Origin of the sequence: Empedobacter sp. UBA7611 (assembly GCF_002484365.1) — a bacterium.
Classification (GTDB): domain Bacteria; phylum Bacteroidota; class Bacteroidia; order Flavobacteriales; family Weeksellaceae; genus Empedobacter; species Empedobacter falsenii_B.
In genome coordinates this window covers 1-12,739 of record NZ_DLJR01000005.1, presented here as the reverse complement: position 1 = coordinate 12,739, position 12,739 = coordinate 1, and the positions used below count along the sequence as shown (strand labels likewise).

The window sequence follows — 12,739 nt, the reverse complement described above, 5'->3', positions numbered from 1 at the left end:
TATTTCAACAAGTCAAATTTAATCTCACTTTCAAACTCCTTTCGGAATCGGTTTGCAAAGGTAAGACTTATTTCAAAACTCGCAAATTTATTTTTAAATAATTTTTGTCGCTATATAAGTCCTTATGTCAACTACAATACTACTCGTCTTTCGTATTGCGGTTGCAAATATACAACCCATTTTTCCGAACTTCCAAACTCATTTTACAATTAATTTACATTCTTCTCTTAAGTTGCTGGTACAATGGGAAATATTTTTTGAGAATTTTAGATGTGAGAAGTGAGATACGAGGTTTTTGACGAGAAAAGCACGCTTTTTGAGTTACTATTTTGGGTTTACGAGAGGAAGATTGCGCGACAGTAAGCCATTTTTACGCTCATTACGCTAAATTGACTCTCGCCTTTTCAGCAAGTTTTCTATATGAAATTTCAAAGCTATCATGTTTTTAATTGTAGAAATTTGTTTTATTTCATAATCTAATTGTCTCTTTCAAGATTTGAATGGACAGTTATCTAAATAATATTAATAACAACAGAGCAATGATTCGCTATTGCAATAACTGTTTGGATATTCATTTATTTTTAGGTCATGATTTAAACGAAAAACTACCTTGGCATTCCACAATTGGTTAAACTTGCGTCCTTTTTGGTAAAGAAGCTTTCTTACAGTTATTTCAATTTGTTCATAAATTACTAATGTTAGTTTTAATACAAATGTTCAATTTTAGCCATAATGTTTAAAGATGCCATTCGTGAAGAAATCATCAGTTTAAATACTTACCCATTTGCAAGTGTACGAATCAAAAAAGCCAAGAGTACAAGATTGTTTTTAAACAAAGAACAAATCGAGCAGCTAAAAAATCACAAGAGTTCATTTGGTCAAACAGATACCTATTTCAGAGATATGTTTATTTTTTCTTGTTATGCCGGAGGATTGCGTTTTAGTGATGTCGTTACCTTACAATGGAAAAACTATGATGAAAACGAACAACGTATCAGATTAAACATCCGTAAAACTAAACGTTCACATCAATTCAAGGTAGGTCAATCTGCTTTAGAGATTTTAAACAAATACAAAAAAGAAACTTCCGAACCAGATGATTTTATTTTTCCAATCATTTCAGAAGCTAATTTCTTCGAACAATCCAACGAATACCAACTAAAAGTAATCGGTAGCAAAAATGTTTTATGTGGTCAGAAATTGCGTAGAATGGGCAAAGAATTAGAATTTCCATTCTCATTATCTTTTCATTTAAGCCGACATACATTTGCAACCCAAGCCTTAGCTAACGGTATGCGTATTGAGTATGTATCAAAACTTTTAGATCACTCTGATATTGGAACAACTCAAATTTATGCTAAAATCGTAAACGAAGAATTAGACAAAGCAGTAGAGCAATTCATTGAATAGTAAATGTTTATTTTAAAATAATGTAAGAAGATAGATTTTGAAAATCAAAATATTGTACATATATTTGTACATAATAAAATACAAGATTATGATAATAGCAAGTGTTTCAGATTTCAGAAAAGATATTAAATCTTACTTAGATAGAGTTTCGAAGAATTTTGAAACCTTAATCATCAACAGAGGGAAAGATTCAGGTATTGTGGTAATGTCATTAGAAGAGTACAATTCTTTAATGGCTACAAATCACGAATTATCTTCTCGTATCAATGAATCAAGATTAGATGCTGCCATTGAAAAATTAAAAAGTAACCAATCTTTTGAAAGAGAATTAATCGAGGAATAGATGAAATATATTTTCGTAGATGAATCTTGGGAAGATTATTTATTTTGGCAAAAAACCGATAAGAAAAAAGTAAAACGTATCAATGATTTATTGAAAGATATTTCACGTACTCCTTTTACTGGTATAGGGAAACCAGAGCCATTAAAACATAAATATTCAGGGTTTTGGTCACGTAGAATAGATGAAGAACATCGTTTAATTTACAAGTACGAAGATGGTCAGATATTAATAGCAAAGTGCCGTTTTCATTACGATTAAATAATCAATTTTTAAGATATAAATAAGATAGAATTCTGTTGGGTTGTAAAACTTAACAGAATTTTTTTTATGCCAAAATCGTAAACAAAGAATTGGATAAAGCCGTTGAGCAATACATTAAATAAATAACATTAAATTTTTTAGTATTCAATAATTATATCGTAATATTGCAATGATAATAAATCAATAATGGGAACAACTAAATCAGAAATATTTACAGACGAACAAAATAAACTAGCTACTTTATTCAAAGTATTAGGACATCCTGCTCGTGTGGCTATTATTCAGCATATTATCAAGCAAAATGCGTGTATCTGTACGGATTTGGTGGATGAATTAGGTTTAGCACAAGCCACGATTTCTCAACATTTAAAAGAATTGAAAAGTATAGGAATTATTCAAGGTTCCATCGAAGGGAAATCAGTGTGTTATTGTATAGATGAAAAGGTTTGGGCTTCAATTCAAAATGAGTTTTCTAACTTTTTCAATCAAAATGTAAAAATAGAGAAATGCTGTTAAGGCATTTTTTTAAAATAAAACATCGTAATATTACGATTAATAAATAATAATATTAAGAAGATGAAACTTTCAGAAATCAAAGAAATCTTACCAACATTACAAAATGTTGAATTTCAATTAGAGGATGGTACTTTCGTGCCAGAGCATTTCCACGTTACAGAAGTGGGAGAAATCACAAAGAAATTTATTGATTGTGGTGGAGTGATTAGAAATGAAAAAGTGGTGAACTTCCAATTATGGAATGCAGACGATTACGAACATCGTTTAAAACCAGGAAAATTACTAAACATTATTCGCTTATCCGAAAATAAATTAGGTATGGAAGATGCCGAAATTGAAGTAGAATATCAGTCGACTACAATTGGTAAATACGATCTTGAATTTAATGGAAAACATTTCATTTTAAAGAATAAAAAAACAGCTTGTTTAGCGGAAGATGCTTGCGGTATTCCTGTAGAAAAACCAAAAGTGAAATTGTCAGAAATCCAATCATCTTCTTGTACACCAAATTCGGGGTGTTGCTAAATATTGTAACCATAAATATTATAACAATTACCAATGATAATTTTTTAGGAGTTGTAGAAGTCGATAAACAAGGATTATCAAACAGTAAACGGTATTAATATAGATAAGAATTTATAGAAACGTAAAAGTATTAATTTGTGAATGCATAAATCAGATAAAAACAATTCAATGGATGAAATATTTGATGTTATAGTTATTGGAGGCGGGCAAAGTGCATTAGCTTGTGGATATTATCTAAGACGTGCAAAACTGAAGTATATTATTTTGGATAAGCAAAATACTTCAGGCGGGGCTTGGCTCCATACTTGGGATAGTTTAACCCTATTTTCTCCAGCAGATTATAGCTCGTTACCTGGATTGATAATGCCAAATTCTGAAAATAAATTCCCTACAAAACAAGAGGTTATACATTATTTAGGACAATACGAGCAATATTATCAACTTAATGTGAAAAGAAATAGTGAAGTTGTTGAAATTAAAAAAAATGGAGATTTTTTTCAAGTTCACACGCAAGAAAGTTTTTTTAAAACCAAAACAGTTATTTCTGCTACAGGAACGTGGGCAAATCCTTTCATTCCGAATTTAAAGGGAATAGAAAATTACAAAGGTGTTCAAATACATTCAAGTAAATATAAAAACCCCGAAGATTTTAATGGTTTAAAAACATTGGTTGTTGGAGAAGGTAATTCTGGTGCTCAAATTGTTGCTGAAGTATCAAAAAATACGACAGTAAAATGGTCAACAAAAAAAACACCTGAATTTCTACCCGATGAAGTGGACGGCTATTATCTGTTTAAAATTGCCAACGCAAGATATAAAGCAGAATTAGAAGGAAAAACATTTGATGCATCAAATTACAATTTAGCCAGTATTGTTATGGTTCCACCTGTAAAAGAAGCTCGTGAAAGAGGAGTGTTAATTTCTAGTGGTACATTCCGTGAGTTTTACGACAAAGGAGTAATTTGGGATAACGGCGAACAAGAAGATTTTGATGCAATTATTTGGTGTACAGGCTTCGGTTACGATACTACATTCCTAAAATCACTAATACAACTAGATGAAAAAGGTATTGCAAAAACCAATGAAACTAAGTCTTTAGATATTGAAGGTTTATGGTTTGTAGGCTATGGTAATTGGACAGGTTATGCATCTGCATCTTTAATTGGGGTAAACAGAACCGCAAAACAAACAATTTTAGAAATTCAAGATTTTTTATCTAAACACTTAAAAATTAATTAAAAATATGTACTCAACAATATTAAAAACTGTAGAGCAATTTCATTTTGAAAATATCAGTAATGATCGCAAAAACATTTTACAACCTTTAATAGATTACATTCAAGGAAAGGTAAATAGTAAAAAACCGGTAAACCTTAATTTTATTTGTACACACAATTCTCGAAGAAGTCATTTATCACAGGTTTGGGCGCAAACTTCAGCATCATTCTATAATATAGATAATGTACACTGTTATTCAGGTGGTACACAAGAAACAGCTTTGTTTCCTAAAGTAGCAGAAACATTAGAAAATCAAGGCTTACAAATTCTAAAAATTGCAGATAGTATAAATCCTATTTACGCCATAAAATTTGATGAAAATTGTTTACCAATTATCGGTTTTTCTAAGAAATATAATGATGCTTTCAATCCTATTTCAAATTTCGCAGCGATTCTAACTTGTTCCCAAGCAGATGAAGGTTGCCCTTTTATTTCCGGTGCTGAAAAGCGAATTCCCATTACTTACGAAGATCCTAAAATATCGGATGGTACAGCCGAACAAACCGAAGTTTACAAACAACGAAGTACCGAAATAGCAACCGAAATGATGTACATATTTTCACAAATCACTAAATAAACGATGCAATCAAAACTAAAATTCCTTGATAGATACCTAACCTTATGGATATTTTTTGCAATGATAGCAGGGGTAACGATTGGATATGTATTTCCTAATATGCCTTTTTGGGTTGAAAGTTTAAGTGTGGGTACAACTAATATTCCTTTGGCATTAGGTTTAATTATTATGATGTTTCCACCTTTAGCCAAAGTAGATTATGCTTTATTACCAAAAGCACTCAAAAACAAAAAAGTAATTGGTATATCCTTAATCCTAAACTGGATAATTGGTACAGTTTTAATGTTTGGTTTGGCAGTTCTATTTCTTCATGACGAACCGGATTATATGTCTGGATTAATACTAATTGGTTTAGCTCGATGTATTGCAATGGTGATCGTTTGGAGCGATTTAGCGAAGGCTAATAGAGAATACACAGCGATGTTAGTCGCATTGAATAGTATTTTCCAAGTCTTAAGTTACAGTTTTTTAGTTTGGTTATTCATCAACATATTACCAAGTAAATTAGGCTTAGCTAATTTTAATGTTTCGGTTTCAATGATAGAAGTAACCCAAAGTGTATTGATCTATTTAGGTATCCCATTTTTAATAGGTTTTATCACGAGATACACGCTAATTAAAAAGAAAGGTATAGAATGGTACAATCGTGTATTCGTACCCAAAATTTCTCCCATAACACTCTATGCATTATTATTTACTATTGTGGTAATGTTTAGTTTAAAAGGAGATAAAATACTTGAATTACCTTTAGACGTAATCAAAGTAGCAATCCCATTAGTGATCTATTTTGCACTGATGTTCTTCATCAGTTTCTTTATCAATAAAGCAATGAAGGTTCCTTATGATAAAAATGCATCTATTTCATTTACAGCAACAGGTAATAACTTCGAATTGGCCATTGCAGTTTCTATTGCGATATTTGGTATTCACTCGCCACAAGCTTTTGTAGGAGTTATTGGTCCGTTAGTCGAAGTTCCTGTATTAATCCTTTTAGTAAAAGCTAGTTTGTGATTGAAAAGCATATATTATAAAGAATAGAGCAATACATCGAATAAGGAAGTTTTAAATATCTTTAACGACACATTTTATCTTTGTAATGTATTAATTTACTTCAAATTACACTATAAAAGGTTAATTGCTAAAACTTAATTTATGATGAAGTATTTGATAAAAGAAACTGTACAATTCAAAGAGTTTACACAAGTTGCTTTACACAATGTAAAGTCGAAAGAATTTGATATTATAGAGGTGCAACCTCTTACAAATGACGGGTATTGTCAAGCATTAATTGACAAAATATTTGAGATTTCTCATTCTGAAATTGCTGATTTTATCAAACATCAACTTTTATATGCAAAAGATAAGCTACATTGGATTAATAAGTTTGAAAAGTTAGTTTCAGTAAATGAATTTCTGTTTGAAAAAGGAAGAAATAAAACTCGTTTAATGAAAATTTATACTTCATAAGAAATAATTCGATTAGGTTTATATAAACCAATAGAGATTAAAGACGAAGAAAGACCTGCACCAAGATACATCAATGCAGATTCAGAAGAACGATATTTTTCTTTTTATAAAACGCAGAAAAATTTGGAACAGATGGAGGATTATTGCGATCAGATCTTTTTCTTAACTGATGAGAAATACGAATACGAACAAGCTAACATTCATTTTATCAATCCAAAGCTTCCAGAATATTCAGTGCAATGCAACAAAAAAATTGACCACTTACAACACATCAGAACATTAACGGAAGAATTACAAGTGGTTAAAGAAGAAAAATGCAATTACAACAAACTACAATTCAATGGAAACGTCAATCAGTTGGTAGACATATTTTACCAATTAAACAGAGAGTTGTTTATTAATGGTAAAAATTATTTAGATGGAAATGTAAACGAGATTTCTAAAATGATTGTTTATTCTTTTGTAGACAAAGACGGAAATAAAGTAAGTATTGAAACGGTCAAAACCATACTCACACCATCACGAGAAGAAAAACGACCGAATAACGCAAAACGAATTGATGTAGATAAATTACTATAATATTCGCAATCCTAACTATCCCAGTTAGGATTTTTTTTTGGTCATAAAAGTCCTGTTCATACGTTCAACCTCAAAAATCAAAAGTCTTTATCTATCAGCCATTCAAAAAGATATGGTCCTGACAAGACCATTTCAGGACTAACGGACTTTTTTTTCTGTACTTCATTTGTTCCATAATCTTAAACAAATTAGAAAATGGAAGCAATCATTTTAACAAAGGATCAATACGATGCGATCGTATTCCAATTAGAGGAAATCACTAAAAAATTAAACAAAGCATTAGCAGCTAAACAAGAAACATTTATGGATAACCAAGAGTTTCTAATGCTAATGAAAATCTCAAAACGAACTGCTCAAACGTGGAGAAATGAAGGAAAGGTTTCATTCTGTCAAGTAGGCAACAAAATCTACTACAAAATGTCTGATGTCGAAAAGTTATTGAACGAACACTACAACAAATCATTCACTAATAAACGCTAAAAATTAAGAGCAATAACCTGGCATAAAAATTCGCAGACGAATGTCAATCCGTTAAGTGAAACGTAAAAATGTTTACCGACTGAAAGGAGTGATTTAAACATTTTAGTGAAGCGAAATGAAGATTGACCGTCCAGAATTGAAGCCTTCATTTTTTGATTACTTTTTTATCAAGAAAAAAGTAATTAATAAAATGAACATAATAATAGCAAACATCTCAAATGTTTTTGTATCAAGCCAAATCCAAAGGATTCATGAATACATTATTCATAAAACAATAAACCAATGAATAAAAAAGAACATACAATAACAAAAGTCTAATAACTAACATCTCAAATCTCAATACTATGAGTGTCGTACTTCATCACTTCATAGACATTAAATATAATTATTTTAGTTTTGATTTTAGTATTTCATAAGGAGTTTTACCTTTAAATGAACCATGTGGTCTATTGAAATTATAAAAATTCTCCCATTGTTCTAAGTTTTGATTTAGATCGACATCATCAGTATAGCTTAAAAGTTGATAAAACTCTTTTTTATCAGTTAAATGAGATCGTTCAACTTTCCCATTTAACTGAGGCGTTCCTACTTTTATAAATCGGTGTCTCATTCCTAAATCTTGAACATGCCAATGAAATTTTGATTGAAATTCATGTCCGTTATCTGTTTGAATTGTATTAATTCTGAAAGGAAATTTATCTACAACATAATTTATGAAATCAATTGATCTTAATTGATTGTGCTTTTCATAGATTTTAAGCGCTCTAATTCGTGTAGCATCATCAATTGCTGTATATTGAAATCGCTTGATTTTTTGACCATTTGCATCATGAAAAATCAGAAATTTAACATCAACCTGCACATGATGACCTGGTGTTTCTNNCGTTCTAAATACCATTTAATTCGCCAAGTCCCTAATTTATGTTCTTTTCGAAGTTCTAATACTTTATTTACAATTTCTTGCTTGATTTGATTGGGAAATGTACGAGGAGTTGGTTTTTTTCTAAGTAAACCTTCTTCTCCATGTTCATCATATGCCTTTTTCCATTTATAAAATGTACTCTTTTTCACGCCAAAAAAATTATATGCTATAGAGTTATTTCCATATTCTTTGGCATATTTTAGAACTTGTAGTTTTTTACTATAAGTTAAATAAGCTGCTATTTCTTTTGTCTTTTTAATCATCATAAAGCTATATTAGTTTTTTACTAATTTAGTCTACGAGGATATGACGTACCCACAATGATTTACATCAAAATTCTGTTTGGATTGATTATCAACATTATTGTTTTGATCAAAAACTAAAACAACCTTCTACATAAGTTGGTATTTTTACTTTTCTAAAATTAAGCCAAGCATAGCAAAGTCCTCCTAAACCAGCAATTGCCAAACTAGAAACAATTGTTTTATTTACTTTTCCCATCTTCTACTCTTTTTTATGTTCGATATTTAACAAAAACTCAATCAAATCCATATTCAACTGTTCTTTATGAGTTATATTCAATCCATGCGGCGCATCGTCATACACAATGTAAGTCGATTTCGCGATCAATTTTGCAGCTTGATCTCCAGCTGTTTTAATTGGTACAGTTTGATCCTCTTTTCCATGAATAATTAATGTTGGAACATCTATCATTTTACATTCAGCTCTAAAATCTGTGTCCATCCAAGAGCGTGCAGCTCTCAAAGTTGCAATAGGTGAAGCATGCGAAGCAACCGAAAAATCAAAATCTAATTGTTCTTTGCTTACAGATTTTTTTAACAAGCCATGATTATAAAAACCTTTATGAAAACCTTCTAAAAATTCTAAACGATTTGTTTCAAGTTGATGAACAATCTGATCTAAGTCTTTTTGTGGAACGCCGTGTTCGTTATCATCAGTTTGTTTTACGAGTGGAATAATTGAACTGATCAATGCTATTTTCGAAATATTACTGTTTCCATAATTGGTAATATAACGCACAACTTCTCCTCCACCCATCGAAAAACCTACTAACACAACATTTTCCAATTGTAAATCATCAATCAAGGCATGTAAATCTTCAGCCAATGCATCATAATCGTAACGATCCCATGTCGCACAAGATTTTCCAAAACCTTTTCGATCATAGGCAATACAACGAAAACCAGCTTCTACAATTTTAGGAATTTGATATTCCCACGATTGTAAACTAAGCGGCCAACCATGAATCAAAATAACGGGTTGAGCAAGTTTATTACCGTAATCGATATAATTTAGTTTATAATCTTTTCGTTTTAATTTAGCCATAATAATATTTTTAAGTGGTTTATAAATAATAATCTAACTGATAGATTATGATCATATTCATCACAATCATTAAGCCAATTATGAAATATTAGCGATTTCTGTAATAAAAAAGTCAACAATCAAAATTTGGCTTGATTTTTTAGGTAACTAAATTTCAACTTAAACAAGTTCGCAACTATGGATTTACATTCTGGATTACCTTTTTGGATTGTTAAAAACGAATTTTTTGATTTATATCATCCTCTTCGAAATGATTTTAAAATAGATGTTGCTATAATTGGCTCCGGCATTACAGGAGCTTTAGTTGCGCACGAATTATGTGAAGCAGGTGTAGAATGCGCTCTTATCGATAAACGAACTATTTCTACAGGAAGTTCTGCAGCAAGTACTGCTCAATTACAATATGAAATTGATACCCCGTTAAGTAAATTAGTAAATATTGTTCCCAAAAAAATTGCTATTGATGTTTATTTCAATTGCTTGGATTCTATTACAGATATAGAAAATATATTCAAAAAAACTAATATTGATGCTGATTTTACACGTGTTCCTACAGTTTTATTAGCGAGTAATCAGCAAGGTGTAAAATTGTTAGACGAAGAATATGCAATAAGAACAGAAGTCGGTTTGCCTGTGAAGTATTTAGATGCTAAGCAATTGAAAACTTACCAAAATATTGATGGAATTGCTGCATTGCAAAATGATACTTCTGCCCAGATGGATGCTTATAAAGGCGCTATCAATTTATTAAAGTATCATCAAGAAAAACATCAATTACAGATTTTTACCCATACAAAAGTGGAAAAAATAGACGAAAATAAGAACAATTGCGAACTATTGACCGAGCATGGACATACTATTTCGTGCAAATATGTAATTGTTGCTACTGGTTTTGAAGCAGGTCAATTTCTACCTAAAAAAGTAATGAATTTATTATCTACTTACGCCATTTGTTCGGCTCCCATTGATAAAAAAATGGTTTGGCCAAATCGTAGCTTAATATGGGAAACAGCAGAACCATATCTTTATATGCGAACAACAAAAGATAATCGATTGATCGTTGGTGGTGAAGATGAAGATTTTCAAAATCCTGATAAAAGAGATGATTTACTTCGAACAAAAATCAAAACTCTTGAACGTAAGTTTAGTCGATTATATCCAGAAATTGAATTCAATACCGAAATGGCTTGGTGCGGAACTTTTAGCTCCACAAATGATGGTTTACCTTATATGGGATCATGGAAAAAAGGTGATCGAACATTATTTGCATTAGGTTATGGAGGAAATGGAATTACATTTTCGATGGTTGCAGCTCAAGTTTTAAAAAATATCATTCTTAACCAAAAAGATAGTCGCTTAGAAACCTTTGGTTTTGATCGACCAACTAAATAATAAAAAAATAAATTTTATAACTACAATCAGAAAGAATATCTAATCTAATTGGATGGTAAATATTAAATAAATATAATTATGAAAAAGAAAACGAAACAAAATATAGCTCGTTATAGCCTAGGTGCTTTTTTAGTGGTAGCTGGTATTACCCATTTAACAATTGCGAGAAAAGAGTTTAAAGCTCAAGTTCCTAATTGGGTGCCCTTAGATAAAGATGATACTGTGGTATATTCAGGAGTGGTAGAAATAGCACTTGGTAGTTCAATTATATTAGTATCGGACAAAAAGAAAGAACTTGTAGGTAAAGTTATTGCAGGATTTTTTGCTGCTGTATTCCCTGGAAATTGGGCACAATATAAAAATCATAGAAATGGATTTGGTCTAGATACGGATCAGAAGCGTTTAGCAAGACTATTTTTACAACCATTACTCATGCTTTGGGCAATCAAATCAACTCAAAAATAACCATATTCAATAGAGATCAATATATGAATACATCAATATTTTAGAAAATATTAATATGTAAATGATGTATTTGATTCGAAAATTCAACTTATTATTTATAAATAAAATCAACAAAATGAATACAACTAGAATTTCTAAAACATTACAAAAAGCTCTAAATGATCAAATCACTTTAGAAGCCTTTTCTGCACAAATGTATTTGATGCTTGCTTGCTGGGCAGACGAAAATCAATTGGATGGAATCAAAAATTTTATGATGAAACACTCACAGGAAGAGCGTGTACATATGGCTAAAGTTATGGAATACGTACAAGAAAGAGGAGGAATTGTAAAAATTGAAGCTATACAAAAACCTGGTCCTGAACCAAAAAATGTATTAGAGTGTTTTCAAGCTGTTCTAAAACAAGAAATTGAAAATACAGAATCCATTTATAAAATTGTCAAAATGAGCATGGATGAAGAAGATTGGGCTACATGGAATTTCTTACAATGGTTGGTTGCTGAACAAAGAGAAGAAGAGAAATTAGCACTTGATTTATTAGACAAAGCTGAATTGGCAGGAGGAGCTAAAATGTCGGATGCAGCAAAATTTGAACTGAATAAAACAATTGGGACTACTGGACAAGATTTCCCTACTGCAGACCAAATCAACCCATTAGCAGAATAAATTAATTCTTGTAAAATCAAAAATCCCTTAAGTTTTATAAAATTTAAGGGATTTTTGATTGCTAGAAAATAAAGAGAAAATATTAGGTATTTTCTTCATCACTGGATTATCAACCAAAGAAGGTAGCAACAAAATTATTTTTCCATCCAAATGCTTTTTGTCATCACGTAAATCTATTGTTTTGTACTCAGGTAATGTAACACCAACACTTTCGTAAGCCTCATTCAATTTTGCAATGGAATAATGGACATTTAACTCTCCAATACCCTCCAATGCTTTCATAATACGCTGCGATTTCCCTAAAGAATCCCCTATAAAGACCGAAGTTTTTCCTTTCGCTCTATTATGATCTACCCAATCACGTATGTTTTTTTCTTGTTCTGCCACAGAAAGCCAATTGTAAACTGGATATCCTAACGAAAGTTCCAGAGTAAGAAAAGGTATATAATACTTATCTTACAATTATGAAAGGAATAAAAAATCATTACAATGCTTCATTTAAATTACGAG

17 protein-coding genes and 1 pseudogene are annotated in these 12,739 nt (G+C 30.8%); 14 read left to right on the top strand and 4 right to left on the bottom strand.

What is annotated here, in order from left to right:
- Nucleotides 1-732: 732 nt before the first annotated feature.
- From B3R94_RS00735 to B3R94_RS00685, 11 genes are all read left to right on the top strand, one after another.
- Nucleotides 733-1,410, top strand: a complete 678-nt coding sequence (locus B3R94_RS00735) for a tyrosine-type recombinase/integrase (protein ID WP_125350815.1) — start codon at nucleotides 733-735, stop codon at nucleotides 1,408-1,410.
- 88 nt (nucleotides 1,411-1,498) lie between these two features.
- Complete coding sequence (locus tag B3R94_RS00730) at nucleotides 1,499-1,753, top strand: type II toxin-antitoxin system Phd/YefM family antitoxin (protein WP_068599366.1); 255 nt, start codon at nucleotides 1,499-1,501, stop codon at nucleotides 1,751-1,753.
- A complete protein-coding gene (locus B3R94_RS00725; RefSeq protein ID WP_114999210.1) occupies nucleotides 1,754-2,011 on the top strand; it encodes a Txe/YoeB family addiction module toxin in 258 nt (85 codons plus the stop codon).
- Nucleotides 2,012-2,200: 189 nt separating this feature from the next.
- Nucleotides 2,201-2,530 carry an ArsR/SmtB family transcription factor gene (locus B3R94_RS00720; protein ID WP_114999208.1) on the top strand — a complete coding sequence of 110 codons (330 nt, stop codon included), beginning with the start codon at nucleotides 2,201-2,203 and terminating at the stop codon, nucleotides 2,528-2,530.
- Nucleotides 2,531-2,590: 60 nt separating this feature from the next.
- Nucleotides 2,591-3,055, top strand: coding sequence for a DUF6428 family protein (locus B3R94_RS00715; protein WP_114999206.1), 465 nt, complete (start codon nucleotides 2,591-2,593; stop codon nucleotides 3,053-3,055).
- Between the two features lie 141 nt (nucleotides 3,056-3,196).
- On the top strand, nucleotides 3,197-4,294 hold the full coding sequence (locus B3R94_RS00710) for an ArsO family NAD(P)H-dependent flavin-containing monooxygenase (protein WP_291097932.1): 1,098 nt from the start codon (nucleotides 3,197-3,199) through the stop codon (nucleotides 4,292-4,294).
- A 4-nt stretch (nucleotides 4,295-4,298) separates the two neighbouring features.
- On the top strand, nucleotides 4,299-4,910 hold the full coding sequence (locus B3R94_RS00705) for a low molecular weight phosphatase family protein (RefSeq protein WP_291073737.1): 612 nt from the start codon (nucleotides 4,299-4,301) through the stop codon (nucleotides 4,908-4,910).
- Nucleotides 4,911-4,913: 3 nt separating this feature from the next.
- Nucleotides 4,914-5,921, top strand: coding sequence for an ACR3 family arsenite efflux transporter (gene arsB / locus B3R94_RS00700; protein ID WP_291097930.1), 1,008 nt, complete (start codon nucleotides 4,914-4,916; stop codon nucleotides 5,919-5,921).
- A gap of 141 nt (nucleotides 5,922-6,062) precedes the next feature.
- A complete protein-coding gene (locus B3R94_RS00695) occupies nucleotides 6,063-6,377 on the top strand; it encodes a hypothetical protein (protein ID WP_286496423.1) in 315 nt (104 codons plus the stop codon).
- A gap of 132 nt (nucleotides 6,378-6,509) precedes the next feature.
- Nucleotides 6,510-6,956 (top strand): hypothetical protein, encoded by a 447-nt coding sequence (locus B3R94_RS00690; protein ID WP_291073730.1) that lies wholly within the window; start codon nucleotides 6,510-6,512, stop codon nucleotides 6,954-6,956.
- Nucleotides 6,957-7,151: 195 nt separating this feature from the next.
- On the top strand, nucleotides 7,152-7,436 hold the full coding sequence (locus tag B3R94_RS00685) for a helix-turn-helix domain-containing protein (RefSeq protein WP_286496426.1): 285 nt from the start codon (nucleotides 7,152-7,154) through the stop codon (nucleotides 7,434-7,436).
- A gap of 385 nt (nucleotides 7,437-7,821) precedes the next feature.
- Here the strand turns inward: B3R94_RS00685 and B3R94_RS00680 are convergent.
- From B3R94_RS00680 to B3R94_RS00670, 3 genes and pseudogenes are all read right to left on the bottom strand, one after another.
- Nucleotides 7,822-8,621, bottom strand: a pseudogene (locus tag B3R94_RS00680) (integrase core domain-containing protein).
- Between the two features lie 109 nt (nucleotides 8,622-8,730).
- On the bottom strand, nucleotides 8,731-8,859 hold the full coding sequence (locus B3R94_RS00675) for a hypothetical protein (protein ID WP_260392044.1): 129 nt from the start codon (nucleotides 8,857-8,859) through the stop codon (nucleotides 8,731-8,733).
- Between the two features lie 3 nt (nucleotides 8,860-8,862).
- The gene (locus B3R94_RS00670) at nucleotides 8,863-9,705 is read right to left on the bottom strand and encodes an alpha/beta fold hydrolase (RefSeq protein ID WP_286496319.1); all 843 of its coding nucleotides are present in this window, start codon (nucleotides 9,703-9,705) and stop codon (nucleotides 8,863-8,865) included.
- 177 nt (nucleotides 9,706-9,882) lie between these two features.
- On the opposite strand from B3R94_RS00670, the gene B3R94_RS00665 reads away from it, so the two are divergent.
- From B3R94_RS00665 to B3R94_RS00655, 3 genes are all read left to right on the top strand, one after another.
- Nucleotides 9,883-11,097, top strand: a complete 1,215-nt coding sequence (locus B3R94_RS00665; protein WP_291097927.1) for an NAD(P)/FAD-dependent oxidoreductase — start codon at nucleotides 9,883-9,885, stop codon at nucleotides 11,095-11,097.
- A 78-nt stretch (nucleotides 11,098-11,175) separates the two neighbouring features.
- Nucleotides 11,176-11,562: a DoxX family protein gene (locus B3R94_RS00660; protein WP_260542826.1), complete on the top strand. Its 387-nt coding sequence runs from the start codon at nucleotides 11,176-11,178 to the stop codon at nucleotides 11,560-11,562.
- A 115-nt stretch (nucleotides 11,563-11,677) separates the two neighbouring features.
- Entirely contained in the window at nucleotides 11,678-12,229 is a 552-nt protein-coding gene (locus B3R94_RS00655; RefSeq protein ID WP_221856913.1) for a ferritin, read from the top strand.
- 27 nt (nucleotides 12,230-12,256) lie between these two features.
- On the opposite strand, the gene B3R94_RS00650 is transcribed toward B3R94_RS00655, so the two are convergent.
- The gene (locus B3R94_RS00650; RefSeq protein WP_291097924.1) at nucleotides 12,257-12,616 is read right to left on the bottom strand and encodes a hypothetical protein; all 360 of its coding nucleotides are present in this window, start codon (nucleotides 12,614-12,616) and stop codon (nucleotides 12,257-12,259) included.
- Nucleotides 12,617-12,739: the final 123 nt, after the last annotated feature.

Bases quoted from the DNA above. Each gene is read 5' to 3' on its own strand.
- B3R94_RS00735 (WP_125350815.1), top strand. From the start codon at position 733: ATGTTTAAAGATGCCATTCGTGAAGAAATCATCAGTTTAAATACTTAC.
- B3R94_RS00730 (WP_068599366.1), top strand. From the start codon at position 1,499: ATGATAATAGCAAGTGTTTCAGATTTCAGAAAAGATATTAAATCTTAC.
- B3R94_RS00725 (WP_114999210.1), top strand. From the start codon at position 1,754: ATGAAATATATTTTCGTAGATGAATCTTGGGAAGATTATTTATTTTGG.
- B3R94_RS00720 (WP_114999208.1), top strand. From the start codon at position 2,201: ATGGGAACAACTAAATCAGAAATATTTACAGACGAACAAAATAAACTA.
- B3R94_RS00715 (WP_114999206.1), top strand. From the start codon at position 2,591: ATGAAACTTTCAGAAATCAAAGAAATCTTACCAACATTACAAAATGTT.
- B3R94_RS00710 (WP_291097932.1), top strand. From the start codon at position 3,197: ATGCATAAATCAGATAAAAACAATTCAATGGATGAAATATTTGATGTT.
- B3R94_RS00705 (WP_291073737.1), top strand. From the start codon at position 4,299: ATGTACTCAACAATATTAAAAACTGTAGAGCAATTTCATTTTGAAAAT.
- arsB (WP_291097930.1), top strand. From the start codon at position 4,914: ATGCAATCAAAACTAAAATTCCTTGATAGATACCTAACCTTATGGATA.
- B3R94_RS00695 (WP_286496423.1), top strand. From the start codon at position 6,063: ATGATGAAGTATTTGATAAAAGAAACTGTACAATTCAAAGAGTTTACA.
- B3R94_RS00690 (WP_291073730.1), top strand. From the start codon at position 6,510: ATGGAGGATTATTGCGATCAGATCTTTTTCTTAACTGATGAGAAATAC.
- B3R94_RS00685 (WP_286496426.1), top strand. From the start codon at position 7,152: ATGGAAGCAATCATTTTAACAAAGGATCAATACGATGCGATCGTATTC.
- B3R94_RS00675 (WP_260392044.1), bottom strand. From the start codon at position 8,859: ATGGGAAAAGTAAATAAAACAATTGTTTCTAGTTTGGCAATTGCTGGT.
- B3R94_RS00670 (WP_286496319.1), bottom strand. From the start codon at position 9,705: ATGGCTAAATTAAAACGAAAAGATTATAAACTAAATTATATCGATTAC.
- B3R94_RS00665 (WP_291097927.1), top strand. From the start codon at position 9,883: ATGGATTTACATTCTGGATTACCTTTTTGGATTGTTAAAAACGAATTT.
- B3R94_RS00660 (WP_260542826.1), top strand. From the start codon at position 11,176: ATGAAAAAGAAAACGAAACAAAATATAGCTCGTTATAGCCTAGGTGCT.
- B3R94_RS00655 (WP_221856913.1), top strand. From the start codon at position 11,678: ATGAATACAACTAGAATTTCTAAAACATTACAAAAAGCTCTAAATGAT.